This is a genomic window from Bradyrhizobium sp. USDA 3315, assembly GCF_054056795.1.
The window spans coordinates 4,275,280-4,291,701 of record NZ_JBSRYP010000001.1 but is presented as its reverse complement, the minus strand read 5'-3'; the positions used below and the strand labels follow the sequence as shown (position 1 = coordinate 4,291,701).

Here is a 16,422-nt window from a genome sequence, read left to right as displayed (position 1 = left end):
CAATGCCTCCGGCGATCCCGATCGCAACCTACCGTCTGCAACTCACTGCCGATTTCGACTTCGATGCCGCCACCGGCGTGGCGCCGTATCTGAAGGCGCTCGGCATCAGCCATGTCTATGCGTCGCCCTTCATGAAGGCGCGCAAGGGCTCGACCCACGGCTATGACGTCGTCGACCACACCAAATTCAACCCGGAGCTCGGGGGCGAAGAGGGCTTTGCGCGGCTGAGCGACGCATTGAAGCGCCATGATCTCGGCCTGATCCTGGATTTCGTGCCGAACCATGTCGGCGTTCACTTCGCCGACAATCCGTGGTGGCTCGATGTGCTGGAATGGGGACCGGTGTCGCCGCACGCGGTCTCCTTCGACATCGACTGGGACCAGTTGCCCTATCGCGCGCGCGGCGGCGTGCTGCTGCCGATCCTCGGTTCGTCCTATGGCCAGGCGCTGGAGCGCGGCGACATCGAGCTGCGCTATGACGCGAACGAGGGCAGCTTCTCGGCCTGGTATTTCGAGCACCGCCTGCCGATCGCGCCGGAGCGCTATGGCGAGGTGCTGCGCACCATCGTCCGCGAGGCCGCGGCCGAAGACAGCCCGACCGGACGCGCGATGCTCGAGCTCGCCGCGCAATACCGGGCGCTGCGTCGCCCCAACCGCGTCGAAGCGCCGGCGCTGAAGGCGGCGATCAAGGCGATCGAGGGCGGCGCCGACATCATCGCACGCGGCCTCGATGCCTATCGCGCCGGCGAGGACCGCCCGACCCAGACGCTGGCCCTGCATCATTTGCTGGAACGCCAGCACTACAAGCTCGGCCACTGGCGGCTGGCGTCCAGCGACATCAACTATCGCCGCTTCTTCGACGTCAACACGCTGGCCGGCCTCAGGGTCGAGGACGCCGCGACCTTCGAGGCGAGCCACAGCCTCGTGAAGCGGCTGATCGCCGAAGACCGGCTGCAGGGCCTGCGGCTCGACCATATCGACGGCCTGCGCGATCCCGCGCAATACTTCCAGCGGCTGCGCCGCCTGATCCGCTCCGCGCAGGGCGCGAAGGCCGGGCCGTTCTACATGGTGATCGAGAAGATCCTCGGCGAGCACGAGAAGCTGCCGAGATTCAGCGGCGTTCACGGCACCACCGGCTATGAATGGATGAACACGATCAGCCAGGCACTGGTCGACGGTCGCGGCCTCGATCCACTGAACGAGATCTGGCGCCAGATCAGCAACCAGTCGCCGAACCTGACGCCAGTGTTGCGCGAGGCCAAGCAACGCGTGCTGGAGACGCTACTCACCAGCGAATTCACCGTGCTGGCGCGGCTGCTTGCGCGCATTGCCAGCGGACACTACTCGACCCGCGACTTCTCCGGCGACAGTCTGCGGCAGGCGCTCGAGCTCTATGTGCTGCACTTTCCGGTCTATCGGACCTATCTGACCGCCTCCGGCCCCGCCGCGCATGACCGCACGCTGATCAGCGAGACCATCGAGCGCGCTCGCGCCGACTGGTTCGCCGCCGACGAGGGTATCTTCGATTTCCTGCGCGATGCCTTGACCATGGACCTTTTGCAGCCCGGCCGGCCGCCGCATGGCGCGCCGCGGGTGCGACGCTTCGCGCTGAAGGTGCAGCAATTCACCGGGCCGATGATGGCGAAGTCGCTGGAGGATACCGCCTTCTATCGCTATCACCGGCTGCTGGCGCTCAACGAGGTTGGCGGCGATCCGGCGGCGGGTGCGATCGCAGCGGAGGCCTTTCACGCCATGATGCAGGCCCGCGCCCGCGAATGGCCGCACGGCATGACGGCGACCGCGACCCACGACACCAAGCGCGGCGAGGACGCCCGCACCCGCATCATGGCGCTTGCGGAAATCCCTGGCGAGTGGACCAGCGCGGTGGCGCGCTGGAAAGTGCTGAATGCGCCGCATCTCGTGCTCGACGGCGAGATGCGCGCGCCATCGGCGACGTTCGAATACATGCTGTATCAGGCCCTGCTCGGCGCCTGGGATCCCGATGATACGTCGCTCGCCGCCCGCATCCAGGCCTACGCGCTAAAGGCAGCGCGCGAGGGCAAGCAGGAAACCAGCTGGCTCAATCCGCACCAGCCTTACGAGGCCGGCGTGAAAGCCTTCATCGAGCGGATCCTCGATCGCAAGACCTCGCCGGAATTCCTCGATGCGCTGGGGACGCTGGCGCAACGGACCGCGTTGATCGGCGCGCTGAATTCGCTCGGCCAGATCACGCTGAAGGCAACCATGCCGGGCGTGCCGGATTTCTACCAGGGTACCGAAAGCTGGGATCTTTCGCTGGTCGATCCGGACAACCGCCGCCCGGTCGACTTTACCGAACGGGCAGGAATGCTCGCCGCGCTGGAGATGCCGGATTGGGATGCGCTGGCGCAAAACTGGCGCGACGGCCGTCTCAAATTCGCATGGACGCGGCATCTGCTACGGCTCCGCAACGAGCTGGCCGATGTGTTCACCAGCGGCGACTACATGCCGCTCGCGGTCAGCGGCCCGCACCGCGATCACGTCATTGCCTTCGCGCGGCGCCATGGCCGCGAGGCGGCCATCGTTGCGGTGGCAAGGTCATTCGCCCCGTTCACGCAGGGCGGCCGCAGCTGGCCGCGCCCCGAGGCTTTTGAAGGTGAAATCGACGTGACGGGATATGCGCTCAGGGATGGCGCAACCCGGATTCAGCTCCCGGAACTGTTCGGCAATCTGCCGGTTGCCGTGCTCAAGACAAAGGTCGCGGGGACGAAACGCACCGCAAGGCCGGCCCGCTCGCACGCCTGACGTCCTGCGTCAGCGCTTGGTCAGCAGCAATTGCCCGCGCTTGCGGATCGCCGCCTGCGCGACCTCGGCGAACCGTTGCAGCAGCCACGGCAGCGTCACCTCGACCCGCATATGGGACTCCTCGACATCGACATGCCCGGCTGCGACCTGCCCCAGCGCCCGGACGCGAAAGCTCATCCGGTTGTCGTCCCAGCGCTCCTCGTCGACGCTCATGACCGGCAGGTTCGCCGTCGCGCGCGACAGGCCCGTTTTCAAGCGGCGCATCGCCTCGTCGCGGCCGAGGCTATGGGGTATCGAAACGATCAGCGGCGCCGACATTGCGATGCACTCCTCCATGGATTTGGTTGATGTAGTTCTGTTCCAAGGCAAACGGAAGAACCACACAGGTTTATCGCAGCGCCAACTCCGGAACCTTCACAGTTACGGGTTGTTTTCCTTCCCGAAGGGCAGAAACGAGACGGGCCCGCGGGGCTGAGGAGACGCTAGATGTCAATTGGAACGATCATTCTCATCATCCTGGTCATTGCGCTGCTTGGCGGCTTCAGCGGCATCGGCGGCGGACCGTTTTACGGTACCGGCTATTACGGCGGCGGCGGGCTCGGCCTGGTCGTCGTGATTCTGCTGATCCTGCTCCTGATGGGACGACTGTAGCCCTTGGTAGCGTTGCGTCCTGCCGATATCGACGACCAGCATCACCCGCGAAAGCGGGTGGTGCTTCGTTGGACGGCGCTTACTTGGCCGCGAGCTTCTTCATCGCCGACTTGATCGACGAGGCCGCGTCCTCGTAGCCATCCCAAGCCTTCGTCTTCGCGAGCAAAGCCGGCACGGTGCGCAGCGTGAATTTCTTCGGATCGAGATCACCGCGCAGTTGCGGCCAGGTCAGCGGCATCGACACCGTCGCCCCCGGCCGCGCCCGCGGCGACAACACCGCGACCGCCGTCGACATCCTGTCGTTGCGCAAATAGTCGAGGAAGATCTTTCCCGTGCGCTTGGCCTTGGACATGTTGATCAGATAGCGCTCGGGATCGTCCTGCGCCATCCACTGGCAGACCGCCTGCGCGAACGCCTTGGCCTCCTTCCACGTCACCTTGTCCCTGCTGCCTGCGAGCAGCGGTGTGACGACGTGCAGACCTTTGCCGCCGGTGGTCTTGCAGAAGCTTTCGAGGCCGACCGCGGTCAGCCGTTGCCGCATGTCCTTGGCGGCGTCGATCACGTCGGTGAATGCAACATCGGGCGCGGGATCGAGATCGAACACCAGCCGGCCCGGCGTGTCATAGGCATCGGGCGCGCAATTCCAGGGATGCAGCTCGAGACCGCCGAGCTGCGCGACTGCTGCCAGGCCCTCGATCCGGTCGATCTGCAAATAGGGTTTACGGTCGCCCGAGACCTTCGCAAGCTTGAGCAGTTTTGATGTGCCGGCCATCGCATGACGCTGGAAGAAGGTCTCGCCCTTGATGCCGTCGGGCGCACGCACGATCGAGCACGGCCGGCCCTTGAGATAGGAGATCATCCATTCGCCGACCGCCTCGAAATAGTTCGCGAGGTCGAGCTTGGTCACCGGCTCGCCATCGCCCGCATCGGGCCACAGCGCCTTGTCCGGGTGCGAGATGACGACACCCATCACCTCGCTGGACGCCTTCCCGGTGCCCTTCTTCGCCACGCCCTTGGCCATCGGCTTCACCACTTTGGTTACAACCGGCCGCTCGGCCTCGACCTCGTGCGCCGGCTTGTCCTGGCGCAGGCCCTTGAAGGCGGCCTGGCGGATATTGCCGGCGTCGGTCCAGCCGGCAAACTCGATCTCGGCGACCAGCTCCGGCTTGAGCCAGTGCACGTCGCGGGTCTTCTTCGGCGCGTCCTTGCCGCCGAACGGGTTCTTGTCCGCCTCCGCCGCCTTCAGTGCCGGCATGATGCGGCGGACCGTGTCCTGGCCGAAGCCGGTGCCGACGATGCCGACAAACGCCAGATGATCGCCGCGATAGACGCCCGCCATCAGCGAGCGAAATTTGCCATTGGTGGTCTTCCAGCCGCCGAGCACCACCTCATGGCCGGCGCGGATTTTTGCCTTGGTCCAGTCGTCGGAGCGACTGGAAAGGTAGGCGCCGTCGAGCCGTTTGGAGACGATGCCTTCGAGGCCGAGCTTGCGCGCGGATTCCAGCACCGCCTCGCCGCGCTGCTCGAAATGTTCGACATAGCGGATCAGGTGGTTCTTGCCCTTGCGCGCCGCGAGCAATTGCTTCAGCCGCGTCTTGCGCTCGGCGAGCGGCAGCGGGCGCAGGTCCTCAGTGCCGGCGAACAGCAGGTCGAACGCGTAGAAGATCAGCCGATCCGTCTTGCCGTCGGAGAGCGCGGCCTGCAGCGTCGAAAAATGCGGCGTGCCGTTCTTGTCGAGCGCGACGATCTCGCCATCGATCAGCGCGTCGGGCAGCTTCTCCGCCTCCTTTACGATCGCGCCGAACTTGGCGGTCCAGTCGAGCCCCTTGCGCGTCTTCAGCACGGCCTCGCCGTCTTCGACACGCAACTGTACGCGGTAGCCGTCGAACTTGATCTCGTGGCACCAGCCCGTTCCGTTGGGTGGAGACTCCACCGCGGCGCAGAGCTGCGGCGCGACGAAATCGGGCATCTCCGATACCTGCTTCGGTTTCGCCTGCCGCGCCACTTTCAGCCGCTCCTTGGGCGCCGGCGCCTTGGTCCTGGCGCGCGCGTCCGCAGCCATGCCATGGTTGGACTGCCAGACCGCGTCCGCTTTGGCCTTGCCGTTGCCCTTGGCCAGCATGAACGGCTTCGGCGCCCGGCCCTTGCCGGCCGCGATCTGCGCCATCGAGCGTCCGGAGGCGACCGAACGGTCCTCGTCGAGGATCTCCTCGCCGTTGCCGTCAACGGCATATTCGTCGCGGTGCTTGATCAGGAGCCAGTTGGTGCGCTTGCCGCCAAAGCGGTCGCCCTTCATCCGCACCAGCACCCAGCTGCCGTGCAGCTTGTCGCCCTCAAGCGTGAACTTCAGGTCGCCCTTCTTGAAGCCGCGCTCGGGATCGTCCGATTCCCAGGTGCCGCGATCCCACAGCTGCACGGTGCCGCCGCCGTACTGGCCTTCGGGAATGGTGCCTTCGAAATCGCCATAGTCGAGCGGATGATCCTCGACCTCCACCGCCAGCCGCTTGTCATGCGGATCGAGAGAGGGCCCGCGCGTCACCGCCCAGGACTTGAAGACGCCGTCGAATTCGAGCCGCAGATCGTAATGCAACCGCGTCGCGTCGTGCTTCTGGATGACGAAGCGCCGCTGCTTGCTGGGTGCGACCTTGACGTCGCCCGACGGCTCGTTGGTCTTCTCGAAGTCGCGCTTCTTGCGATAGGTGGACAGGTTTCTCAGCGACACAACAAACCTCGGCAAACCCTCGGCGCAAACGACGGCCGCCGCCTCCGTGCGGCCATCAGGAACCAAAACCCACGGTATCCGTTCAAGTTCCAAACTCAAGCTGTTTGGAGGCGATCATGGCCGCTCCCCGCGCCCACTGGAAAGGCACGCTCAAGCTCTCGCTGGTGTCATGCCCGGTGGCGCTCTACCCGGCTTCGACCGCGGTCGAGAAGACCCGCTTCCACATGATCAACCGGGAGACCGGCAACCGGCTGAAGCAGCAGATGGTCGATACCGAGACCGGCGACGTTGTCGAGGGCGATCAGAAGGGCCGCGGCTACGAGGTCAGCAAGGGCAAATATGTCGAGATCGAGAAGGACGAGCTCGAAGCGGTGCAGATCGAGAGCAACCATACCATCGACATCGACAGCTTCGTGCCCGAGGGCGAGATCGACAAGCGCTATCTCGACCACCCCTACTACATCAGGCCCGACGGCAAGGCCGGCGTCGACGCGTTCGCGGTGATCCGCGACGCCATGAAGGATCAGGACCGCGTCGCGCTGGCGCGGATCGTGCTGACCAACCGCGAGCATGTGATAGCGATCGAGCCGCTCGACAAGGGCATGCTCGGCACCACCTTGCGCTACCCCTACGAGCTGCGCGATGCCGACGATTATTTCGACGACATCAAGAGCCCGAAGGTCACGAAGGACATGATCGAGCTCGCCGGCCATATCCTCGACAGCAAGGCCGCGCATTTCGATCCGTCGAAATTCAAGGACGAGTATGAGACCGCGCTGAAGGCCCTGGTCCGCCGCAAGGCAGCCGGCAAGCCGATCAAGGCCGCCGAGCGCGCGGAGAAGCCAAGCAACGTCGTGAGCCTGATGGACGCGCTGCAGCAGAGCCTCAAGGGCGGCAAGAGCGGCGCAAGGCGCTCGCGCTCCACCGCGCGCCGCCCGACCGCGCATCGCCGCGCCGCCAAGAAGGCGCACCGCTCAAGCGCGCGGCGACGCCAGGCGGGGTGAGGCAAATTCCACTCGTCATGCCCGGGCTTGACCCGGGCATCCATCGACTTGGTCAGAACGACGTGGATGGCCGGGTCAAGCCCGGCCATGACGAAAGCAGGCAGCTTGCCCTACTTCTTCTTCGAGCTCTTCCGCTTCTTGGTCGTCTTCCGCTTCTTCGCCGTCTTCTTCGACGACTTCTTCGGCACTTTCCTGCCCTTGGCGCGCGCCTCGGACAAGCCGATCGCGATCGCCTGCTTGCGGCTCTTCACCTTCTTCTTGGAACGGCCGCTGCGCAGCGTGCCGGCCTTGCGTTTCTTCATCGCACGCTCGACATCGCCCGATGCCTTCCGCGAATATTTCCTTGCCATGGCTTGTCTCCCGCTAACGGAAAACAAGCCTCGATGGCAGCGAAAGTTCCGTTTGGTGTCGTCGGGCGACGGCACCAACGTAGCCCGCATGAGCGCAGCGACATGCGGGAGGTGCCCCGGATATCGCTTCGCTCATCCGGGCTACATGTTAGTCCGCCGCGCGCAGCCGATAGCCGATGCCGGTCTCGGTCAGCACGAATTGCGGACGCTCCGGGTCGGCCTCGATCTTCTGGCGTAGCTGGCGCACATAGACGCGCAGATATTGCGCGTCGGTCAGCTCGTCCCACAATTCCTTCAAGAGGAAGCGGTGGGTCAGCACCTTGCCGGCATGCTGCACCAGCACGCGCAACAGGTCGTATTCCTTCGGCGACAGCTTGATCTCCCTGTCGCCGACCTTGACGATCCGGCGCACCAGATCGACTGAAAGATCGCCGGAGCGAAACACCGGCCGCTCACCCTGCACCTGCAACTGGTGCCGCAGCGCCGCGCGCAGCCGCGCCAGCAATTCGTCCATGCCGAACGGCTTGGTCAGATAGTCGTCGGCGCCGAGGTCGAGCGCCTGCACCTTGCCGGCCTCGTCGCCGCGGCTCGACAGCACCACGATCGGCACGCTCTCGTTGCGGCCACGGATCATGCGCAAGAGATCGTGGCCCTGGATGTCGGGCAATCCGAGGTCGAGGATGATCAGCGCCGGCCCCTCGGCCAGCATCTCCAGCGCCAGCTTGCCGTTGGATGCCTCGAGAATGTCGTAGCCCTGCGTGCTCAGCCCCATCCGCAGCAGCTTGCGGATCGGCGGCTCGTCGTCGATGACCAGGACCTTGATCGGCGTGGCGTTCATGCAGCAGTGTCCAGCGCGTTGGTGTCGGCGGGGATCGGCAGGCGGATCGTAATAACGGCGCCGCTGCGGTCGGCGCGGTTGGCCGCCGCGATCGTGCCGCGCATCGCCTCGACGAAGCCGCGCGAGATCGCAAGCCCGAGGCCGGTGCCGGGGCGGACATGGTCGCCCTTCTCGGCGCGATAGAATTTGTCGAACACGCTTTCGAGCTCGGCCGCGGGAATCCCGTTGCCTTCGTCGAGGATCTGCAGTGCGATCGTGTCGCGGTCGCGGGCGCCGCGGATCGAGATCGTGGTGTCCGACGGGGCGTATTTGGCAGCGTTGTCGAGCAGGTTGAACAGCACCTGCTCGAACAGCACGGCGTCGAGCTCCAGCATCGGCAGATCAGCCGCGAGCTCCAGCGACACCCGGTGATGCACCAGGATCTTGCTCGCCCGCCGCAGCGCGCTGCCGACGATCTCGCCGACATCATGGCGCGCCGTGTTCGGCACGATCGCGCCGGATTCCAGCTTGGTCATGTCGAGCAGATTGGCAATGAACCGATTCAGCCGCTCGGACTCGTCGATCACGGTGGCGAGCAGATCGTGCTTCTGCGCATCGCTCAGGTTGGCGCCGAGGTCGCGCAGCGCCGAGGCCGAGCCGAGCACCGAGGCCAGCGGCGTCTTGAGATCGTGCGAGATCGAGGTCAGGAGCGCGCCGCGCAGCCGGTCGGATTCCACCGTGCGCTTGACGCGATCCATGTCCTCGACCAGCAGCACGCGCTCGATCGCCAGCGCGCCCTGATCGACCAGCGCATCGAGCAGCCGGCGCTGGTCCGGCGTCAGCAAGGGCCCGGTGCGGTCGTCGTCGATGCCGATCACCCCGATCGGGCCGCGGCCGGTGCGCATCGGCAGGAACAGCCGCTTTCCGCCCGGCAGCGTGTCGGAGCCGCGGCCGGCCGGGCGGTCATTGCCCCAGGCCCAGTTGGCGGCGGCGAGATCGGCCTGATCGAGCTGATCCTCCGGCGGATAGCCGCTCTTGACGGTCAGCATGCCGTCCTCCGGCAGCAGCAGCACCACGCGCACCTTGAGCATCAGCGCGATCTGGTAGGCGGTCGCCCACAGCACGTCGTCCAGTGTCGCGGTGCCGGCAAGCTTGCGGCTGAAGGCGTAGAGCGATTCGGTGGTGCGGACGCGGCTGATCGCGGTGTCAGCCTGGGTGCGCACCCGCGCCGCGACGTTGGAGACCAGCAGCGCGATCAGCATGAAGAAGAAGAACGCCGCGACATTGGTCGGGTCAGTGATGGTGAAGGTATAGACCGGCGGCAGGAAGAAGAAATTGTAGCACAGCGAGGCCGCGACGCTCGCCAGCAACGACGGCCCGAGGCCGTAGCGCGCCGCGGCGCCGACCACGGCGGTGAGGAAGACCAGGTCGACATTCTCGATGCCGAAGAACGGCTGGATCAGCTTGGCCGCGCCGAGCCCGAGCGCCGCCAGCAGCAGCGCCATCAGATAGGGCCGCGGATTGAACGGCTCCTGCCGCTGCGCGGTCTGCACCGCCGCCTTGCCGACCGGCAGCTCGTCGCCGGCGATCACGTTGACGCTGATATTGCCGGCGCGGCGCACCAGATCGTGCACCACGGATCCATGCGTCAGCTCGAACCAGCGCGAGCGCGTCGACTTGCCGATGATGATCTGGGTGACGTTGTTGGCCTGGGCGAAATTGATGATGTCGTCGGCGATGCGGCGGCCGACGCCTGGCAGCGTCAGCGCCTCGCCGCCGAGCGATTCCGCGAGCCGCATGGTGTCGGCCAGCCGATCGCGCTGCTCGTCGGAAAGTTGCAGGCTGCGCCGCGTCTCGATGCTGACCGCGGTCCATTGCGCATGCAGCCGGTCGGCGAGACGCTTGGTGTAGCGCACGAGGCCGGCTGCGCGCGGATCCTCGCTCAGGCACACGAGGATGCGCTCGCCGGCGGCCCAGGGGCCGGCAATCGCATTGGCCTGCATGTGATTGAGCAGCTGCTCGTCGACCCGCTCGGCGGTGCGGCGCAGCGCCAGCTCGCGCAGCGCGGTCAGATTGCCGGGCGAGAAGTAGTGTTCCAGCGCCCGCTCGGCCTGCTTGGGCACGTAGACCTTGCCCTCCTTCAGCCGCTGGATCAGATCGTCGGGCGTCAGGTCGATCAGCTCGATCGCATCGGCACGATCGACCACCGAGTCCGGCACCGTCTCGCGCACCCGCACATGGGTGATCTGCGCGACGACGTCGTTGAGGCTCTCGATGTGCTGGATGTTGATCGCGGTATAGACGTCGATGCCGTGCGACAGCAGCTCCTCGACGTCGAGATAGCGCTTGGGATGCCGGCTGCCCGGCGCGTTGGTATGGGCGAGTTCGTCGACCAGCGCGAGCTGCGGCCGCCGCGCGATCAATGCATCGAGGTCCATCTCTTCGAGCGTCTGGTCGCGATAGGTCAGCCGCTTCCGCGGCAGCACCTCGAGACCCCTGAGCAGCGTCTCGGTCTCGACCCGGCCGTGGGTTTCGACGACGCCGACCACGACGTCGACGCCCGCCTTGAGGCGGGCGTGAGCGCTCGAGAGCATCTCGTAGGTCTTGCCGACGCCGGGGGCGGCGCCGATGAATATCTTCAGCCGCCCCGATCGATCGGTCTCCCGACGCGCCGCCTCCAGCAGCGCATCCGGCGAGGGTCGTTTATCAGGGTCGCGCTGATTGGCCATACCGCAATATAGTCATCCTGCGAGGGGCAGCCTACTCCCCTATTTCGGCTTTGCCGCGTCGAGCGCCAGGTTGAGCGCAAGAACGTTAACACGGGGCTCGCCGATCACGCCGGCGAAGCGGCCCTGCGTGTTCTGCGTCACCAGCTCGCGCACCGCGTCCTCGGACATGCTGCGCGCCTTGGCGACCCGCGGCACCTGGAACAGCGCGGCGTCCGGCGAGATGTCCGGATCGAGCCCGCTGCCCGACGTGGTCACAAGATCGACCGGCACGCTGGCGGACGGGTTCTCCGCCTTCAGCTTCTCGACATCCTCCTTGACCCGGTCGTTCAGCGCTTTGCTGGTCGGGCCGAGGTTGGAGCCGCCGGAATTGGCCGCGTTGTAGGGCGACGGCACGGTCTTCGTGGAATCGTTCGGATCGGGCGCGACCGTCGCCGACGGCCGGCCATGGAAATATTTGTCCTCCTTGAACTCCTGCCCGATCAGGGCGGAGCCGATCACCTTGCCATCCTGCTCGATCAGGCTGCCTTGCGCCTGCCGCGGGAAGATGACGCCGGCGATGCCGGTGATGGCGAGAGGATAGGCAAGGCCCGTGATCGCGGTCAGCAGGACCAGCACGAGGATGGCGGGGCGGATTTCTTTCAACATGACAGGTCTCCTAAATCTCCTTCGTCATTGCGAGCGAAGCGAAGCAATCCATGGATCGGCATAACGGATGGATGGGTTGCTTCGTCGCTTCGCTCCTCGCAATGACGTTGTGGTTAAGCCAGGCCCAAGGCGGCGACGACGAGGTCGATCGCCTTGATGCCGATGAACGGGATGATGATGCCCCCCAAGCCATAGATCATCAGGTTGCGGCCGAGCAGCGCGCCGGCACCGACCGCGCGATACTTGACGCCCTTCAGCGCTAAGGGAATCAGCGCGATGATGATCAGCGCGTTGAAGATGATCGCCGACAGGATCGCGCTCTGCGGGCTCGCCAGGTGCATCACGTTCAGCACCTGAAGCTGCGGATAGAACGCGAGGAACATCGCCGGGATGATCGCAAAATACTTCGCGACGTCGTTGGCGATCGAGAACGTGGTCAGCGCGCCGCGGGTCATCAGCAGCTGCTTGCCGATCTCGACCACCTCGATCAGCTTGGTCGGGTTGGAATCGAGGTCGACCATGTTGCCGGCCTCGCGGGCGGCCTGCGTGCCGGTGTTCATGGCGACGCCGACATCGGCCTGAGCGAGCGCCGGCGCATCGTTGGTGCCGTCGCCGCACATCGCGACCAGTTTGCCCTTGGACTGCTCGTCGCGGATCAGCTTGAGCTTGTCCTCGGGGGTTGCCTGCGCCAGGAAGTCGTCGACACCGGCCTCGGCCGCGATCGCCGCGGCGGTCATCGGATTGTCGCCGGTGATCATCACGGTGCGGATGCCCATGCGGCGCAATTCGGCAAAGCGCTCGCGGATGCCGCCCTTGACGATGTCCTTGAGATGCACGACGCCGAGCAGCTTGCCGTCCTTGGCGACGGCCAGCGGCGTGCCGCCGGCCTTGGCGATCTCGTCGGCGATCGATTGGATCTCGCGCGCTTCGGCGCTCATCGTCGCCGCGACCGCGCGGACGGTGTTGCCCGAGGCGACGGTGCGGGGCGAGCCGCCGTCGACATAGGCCAGGATCGCGTCCACCGCGCCCTTGCGGACCGACGACGTGCCTGCATCGATGCCGCTCATGCGGGTCTGCGCGGTGAACGGCACGAAGGTCGCGGCAAGCTCATGCATGTCACGGCCGCGGATGCCGTATTTCTCCTTGGCGAGCACCACGATCGAGCGGCCTTCCGGCGTTTCGTCGGCCAGCGAGGCAAGCTGCGCCGCGTCGGCGAGGTCCTGCTCGGCGACGCCGCGGATCGGACGGAATGCGGTCGCCTGGCGGTTGCCGAGCGTGATGGTGCCGGTCTTGTCCAGCAGCAGCGTATCGACGTCGCCGGCAGCCTCCACCGCGCGGCCGGACATCGCCAGCACGTTGAAGCGCACCAGGCGGTCCATGCCGGCGATGCCGATCGCCGACAGAAGCGCGCCGATCGTGGTCGGGATCAGCGTCACGAACAGCGCCACCAGCACCACGACCGAGATCGAGCCGCCGGCATAGGCCGCATAGCTCGGGATCGTCACCGTCGCGAACACGAAGATGATGGTGAGGCCGGCCAGCAGGATGTTGAGCGCGATCTCGTTCGGCGTCTTCTGCCGCTCGGCGCCCTCCACCAGCTTGATCATGCGGTCGATGAAGGTCGAGCCCTGGGCTGCGGTGATGCGGACACGGATCCAGTCCGACAGCACCTGGGTGCCGCCGGTGACCGCGGAACGGTCGCCGCCGGACTCGCGGATCACGGGCGCGGATTCACCCGTGATCGCGGCTTCATTGACCGAGGCCACGCCTTCGATCACCTCGCCGTCGGACGGGATGTTGTCGCCGGCCTCGACCAGCACGACGTCGCCGACCTTCAGCGAGGTGCCGGGAACCACGCGATAGGTCCGGTCGGTGCCGGTGAGCAGCTTGGCCTGGCTCTCGGTGCGGGTCTTCTTCAGCGATTCCGCCTGCGCCTTGCCGCGGCCTTCGGCGACGGCCTCGGCGAAGTTGGCGAACAGCACCGTGAACCAGAGCCAGAGGATGATCTGGAAGGTGAAGCCTAGATTGGCGCTGCCGGTGACGAGGTCGCGGACGAAGATCACCGTGGTCAACGCGGCCACGACCTCGACCACGAACATCACGGGGTTCTTCGCCATCAGCCGGGGGTCGAGCTTGACGAAGGCCGAGCGGATCGCCGGCACCAGGATCTTCGGGTCGAACATGGTCGACGCCGTCACCTGCTTTTGCAGTCTTGTGGTTTCCATGGTTGTCACTCCGGACAATTCGATCAGAACAGGGTGTTGGCGTTCATGGCGAGGTGCTCGACGATCGGCCCGAGCGCCAGCGCCGGGAAGAAGGTGAGACCGCCGATGATCAGGATCACGCCGATGACGAGGCCGACGAACAACCCGCCGGTGGTCGGGAAGGTGCCCGCCGAGGCCGGGATCGACTTCTTCTCGACCAGCGAACCTGCAATGGCCATCGCCGGCACGATCATGAAGAAGCGGCCGACGAACATCGCGGAGGCGAGCGTCAGATTGTAGAACAGGGTGTTGCCGGTGAGGCCCGCGAAGGCCGAGCCGTTGTTGCCGGTCGCCGAGGTGAACGCGTACAGCACCTCGGTGAAGCCGTGCGGGCCGGAGTTCGCCATCGAGGCCACCGCCGACGGCAGTACCACGCCGACCGCGGTCCAGCCGAGATACATCAGCGGCAGCACCAGGATCGCGAGCATCGCCATCTTGACCTCGCGCGCCTCGATCTTCTTGCCGACATATTCCGGAGTGCGGCCGACCATCAGGCCGGCGACGAAGATCGCCAGCACGACGAACAGCAACATGCCGTAGAAGCCGGCGCCGACGCCGCCGATGATGACCTCGCCGAGCTGCATGTTGATCAGCGGGATCATGCCGCCGAGCGCCGTGAAGCTGTCATGCATGGCATTGACCGCGCCGCAGGAGGCGGCAGTCGTGACGACGGCGAACAGCGAGGACGCGACGATGCCGAAGCGGACCTCCTTGCCCTCCATGTTGCCGCCGGTGAGACCGAGCGCGTGCAGCGCCGAGGTGCCGTTGGCTTCCGCCCAGTAGGTGACGGTGACGCCGGCGACGAACAGGATACCCATCACGGCGAAGATCGCCCAGCCCTGGCGCTCGTTGCCGACCATGCGGCCGAACACGTTGGTCATGGCGGCGCCGAGTGCGAAGATCGAGACCATCTGCACGAGGTTCGACAGCGCAGTCGGATTCTCGAACGGATGCGCGGCGTTGGCGTTGAAGAAGCCGCCGCCGTTGGTGCCGAGCATCTTGATCGCAACCTGCGAGGCCACCGGTCCGAGCGCGATGGTCTGCTTGCCGCCCTCCAGCGTGGTGGCGTCGACATAGGGATGAAGCGTCTGCGGCATGCCCTGCCAGACCAGGAACAGCGCGTAGACGACGCAGATCGGCAGCAGCACGTAAAGCGTGCAGCGCGTGACATCGACCCAGAAATTGCCGACGGTGCGCATCGACGAGCGGGTGAAACCGCGGATCAGCGCCATCGCCAGCGCGATGCCGGTCGCCGCCGACAGGAAATTCTGATGGGTCAGGCCGACCATCTGGACCAGATAGGACAGCGTGCTCTCGCCGCCGTAGTTCTGCCAGTTGGTGTTGGTGATGAAGGAGATCGCGGTATTGAAGGAGAGGTCCTCAGCGACCGCCGACTGTCCGGCCGGGTTGAACGGCAGCACCGCCTGTAGCCGCATCAGGCCGTAGATGATGGCGAAGCCGCCGACATGGAACAGCAGCATGGCGACCGTATAGGTCAGCCAGTGCTGCTCGCGCCGCTCGTCGACGCCGCCGACCCAGTAGATGCCGCGCTCGACCGGGCGCAGCACGGGCGACAGGAAGGTGCGCTCGCCGTTGAACACGCGGGTCATGTACCAGCCGAGCGGTTTGACCAGCGCGGCAACGATCGCGCAGAACAGAATAATTTGAATCCAGCCGATGACGGTCATTGCGTCAAACCTTTCGAATAGGAGCGAAGCGCAGCATCGACGCGAACAAGCCGAGCAACAGCCCGGTCAACATCGCGTCGGCTAACAGAATTGTGCAAAGCGCTGACATCGCGGGCCGCCTAGAAGCGTTCGGGCCGCAGCAATGCGTAAGTGAGGTAGAACAGCAGGCCGAGCGAGACGAGGCCGGCGAGCGAGTAATCGAAGATCATCGTCGCCTCCGTTACAGCCGTTCGCAGGCGTAGGCGTAGCCGATGCCGGCCGCGAAGAAGCCAATCGCAAGCGCCGCCATGAGAATGTCCATCATGTGAGACTCCTATGCATCCGAGAGGCGCGGGACGACCGTATAAGGGCTCCGCGCCGGATGGCCGTGAGGTGCCATCCGGGGCATAGGTTTTCGAGAGGTGGCGAATAAGGACGTTATAGGAATCCTATAAGTGCCACGAGCTGCGCAGCCGTCGTCCCGGCGCAGGCCGGGCTCCCGTTCGAGGCGTCCGCCCGTCCAGCGCCGCGCTCGCATCTGGTGCTGGGCATAGCTCGGCTTGTAGCCGACCTGGCTCCCCCGATTGCGCCTCAGTTCCCGAGAGATCGTTGATGGCGAGCGATCCAGAGCTGCCGCGATTTGCCGGACCGAGCTGCCATTGGCCGATAGGCAGGCAATCTCGCATCGGTCGTCCAGAGAGAGCTGCTTGTAAGTCCGCCCCATGGCAACACCTCCTCAAGGAAGTGTTGCACTTCGTTTGTGAACTCAGGTCCTGGCTTTCGCCAGGAC

The 16,422-nt window shown here is 65.6% G+C and carries 12 protein-coding genes and 1 pseudogene; 3 read left to right on the top strand and 10 right to left on the bottom strand.

Annotation, left to right across the window (positions count from 1 at the left end; all coding sequences use genetic code 11):
- The first annotated feature begins 2 nt into the window (after window positions 1–2).
- Window positions 3–2,783, top strand: a complete 2,781-nt coding sequence (treY, locus tag ACVIYL_RS19785) for a malto-oligosyltrehalose synthase (protein WP_456779537.1) — start codon at window positions 3–5, stop codon at window positions 2,781–2,783.
- Between the two features lie 9 nt (window positions 2,784–2,792).
- Here the strand turns inward: treY and ACVIYL_RS19780 are convergent, their stop codons facing one another.
- Window positions 2,793–3,101, bottom strand: a complete 309-nt coding sequence (locus ACVIYL_RS19780) for a polyhydroxyalkanoic acid system family protein (protein ID WP_456779536.1) — start codon at window positions 3,099–3,101, stop codon at window positions 2,793–2,795.
- 168 nt (window positions 3,102–3,269) lie between these two features.
- Here ACVIYL_RS19780 and ACVIYL_RS19775 point away from each other — a divergent pair, with 168 nt between their 5' ends.
- The gene (locus tag ACVIYL_RS19775) at window positions 3,270–3,434 is read left to right on the top strand and encodes a DUF3309 family protein (protein WP_076823921.1); all 165 of its coding nucleotides are present in this window, start codon (window positions 3,270–3,272) and stop codon (window positions 3,432–3,434) included.
- 79 nt (window positions 3,435–3,513) lie between these two features.
- Here ACVIYL_RS19775 and ligD read toward each other — a convergent pair whose 3' ends face one another.
- Window positions 3,514–6,156: a DNA ligase D gene (gene ligD / locus ACVIYL_RS19770; protein WP_456779535.1), complete on the bottom strand. Its 2,643-nt coding sequence runs from the start codon at window positions 6,154–6,156 to the stop codon at window positions 3,514–3,516.
- A gap of 116 nt (window positions 6,157–6,272) precedes the next feature.
- Between ligD and ku the strand changes: the two genes are divergently transcribed.
- Window positions 6,273–7,160: a non-homologous end joining protein Ku gene (ku, locus tag ACVIYL_RS19765; RefSeq protein WP_456779534.1), complete on the top strand. Its 888-nt coding sequence runs from the start codon at window positions 6,273–6,275 to the stop codon at window positions 7,158–7,160.
- Between the two features lie 110 nt (window positions 7,161–7,270).
- On the opposite strand, the gene ACVIYL_RS19760 is transcribed toward ku, so the two are convergent.
- The 8 genes and pseudogenes from ACVIYL_RS19760 to ACVIYL_RS19725 form a co-directional block, all read right to left on the bottom strand.
- Window positions 7,271–7,510, bottom strand: coding sequence for a DUF6496 domain-containing protein (locus ACVIYL_RS19760; protein ID WP_456779533.1), 240 nt, complete (start codon window positions 7,508–7,510; stop codon window positions 7,271–7,273).
- A gap of 148 nt (window positions 7,511–7,658) precedes the next feature.
- A complete protein-coding gene (locus ACVIYL_RS19755) occupies window positions 7,659–8,348 on the bottom strand; it encodes a response regulator (protein ID WP_028342451.1) in 690 nt (229 codons plus the stop codon).
- Window positions 8,345–11,056: a sensor histidine kinase gene (locus ACVIYL_RS19750; protein WP_253607419.1), complete on the bottom strand. Its 2,712-nt coding sequence runs from the start codon at window positions 11,054–11,056 to the stop codon at window positions 8,345–8,347. The genes ACVIYL_RS19755 and ACVIYL_RS19750 overlap by 4 nt, the downstream gene beginning before the upstream one ends.
- Before the next feature lie 39 nt (window positions 11,057–11,095).
- A complete protein-coding gene (locus tag ACVIYL_RS19745; RefSeq protein ID WP_253607417.1) occupies window positions 11,096–11,701 on the bottom strand; it encodes a K(+)-transporting ATPase subunit C in 606 nt (201 codons plus the stop codon).
- Window positions 11,702–11,814: 113 nt separating this feature from the next.
- Window positions 11,815–13,926, bottom strand: a complete 2,112-nt coding sequence (gene kdpB, locus ACVIYL_RS19740; protein ID WP_456779532.1) for a potassium-transporting ATPase subunit KdpB — start codon at window positions 13,924–13,926, stop codon at window positions 11,815–11,817.
- A gap of 23 nt (window positions 13,927–13,949) precedes the next feature.
- Entirely contained in the window at window positions 13,950–15,653 is a 1,704-nt protein-coding gene (gene kdpA, locus ACVIYL_RS19735; RefSeq protein WP_438073593.1) for a potassium-transporting ATPase subunit KdpA, read from the bottom strand.
- 119 nt (window positions 15,654–15,772) lie between these two features.
- Window positions 15,773–15,862, bottom strand: a complete 90-nt coding sequence (locus ACVIYL_RS19730) for a K(+)-transporting ATPase subunit F (protein ID WP_016846764.1) — start codon at window positions 15,860–15,862, stop codon at window positions 15,773–15,775.
- Between the two features lie 251 nt (window positions 15,863–16,113).
- Window positions 16,114–16,356: pseudogene (locus ACVIYL_RS19725) on the bottom strand (helix-turn-helix domain-containing protein); the annotation flags it as partial.
- Between the last annotated feature and the right edge of the window lie 66 nt (window positions 16,357–16,422).

Excerpts from the sequence above, each read along its gene's own strand:
- kdpB (WP_456779532.1), bottom strand. The coding sequence starts at position 13,926 with ATGGAAACCACAAGACTGCAAAAGCAGGTGACGGCGTCGACCATGTTC.
- ACVIYL_RS19745 (WP_253607417.1), bottom strand. The coding sequence starts at position 11,701 with ATGTTGAAAGAAATCCGCCCCGCCATCCTCGTGCTGGTCCTGCTGACC.
- ACVIYL_RS19780 (WP_456779536.1), bottom strand. The coding sequence starts at position 3,101 with ATGTCGGCGCCGCTGATCGTTTCGATACCCCATAGCCTCGGCCGCGAC.
- ku (WP_456779534.1), top strand. The coding sequence starts at position 6,273 with ATGGCCGCTCCCCGCGCCCACTGGAAAGGCACGCTCAAGCTCTCGCTG.
- treY (WP_456779537.1), top strand. The coding sequence starts at position 3 with ATGCCTCCGGCGATCCCGATCGCAACCTACCGTCTGCAACTCACTGCC.
- ACVIYL_RS19760 (WP_456779533.1), bottom strand. The coding sequence starts at position 7,510 with ATGGCAAGGAAATATTCGCGGAAGGCATCGGGCGATGTCGAGCGTGCG.
- ACVIYL_RS19730 (WP_016846764.1), bottom strand. The coding sequence starts at position 15,862 with ATGATCTTCGATTACTCGCTCGCCGGCCTCGTCTCGCTCGGCCTGCTG.
- ACVIYL_RS19755 (WP_028342451.1), bottom strand. The coding sequence starts at position 8,348 with ATGAACGCCACGCCGATCAAGGTCCTGGTCATCGACGACGAGCCGCCG.
- kdpA (WP_438073593.1), bottom strand. The coding sequence starts at position 15,653 with ATGACCGTCATCGGCTGGATTCAAATTATTCTGTTCTGCGCGATCGTT.
- ACVIYL_RS19775 (WP_076823921.1), top strand. The coding sequence starts at position 3,270 with ATGTCAATTGGAACGATCATTCTCATCATCCTGGTCATTGCGCTGCTT.
- ACVIYL_RS19750 (WP_253607419.1), bottom strand. The coding sequence starts at position 11,056 with ATGGCCAATCAGCGCGACCCTGATAAACGACCCTCGCCGGATGCGCTG.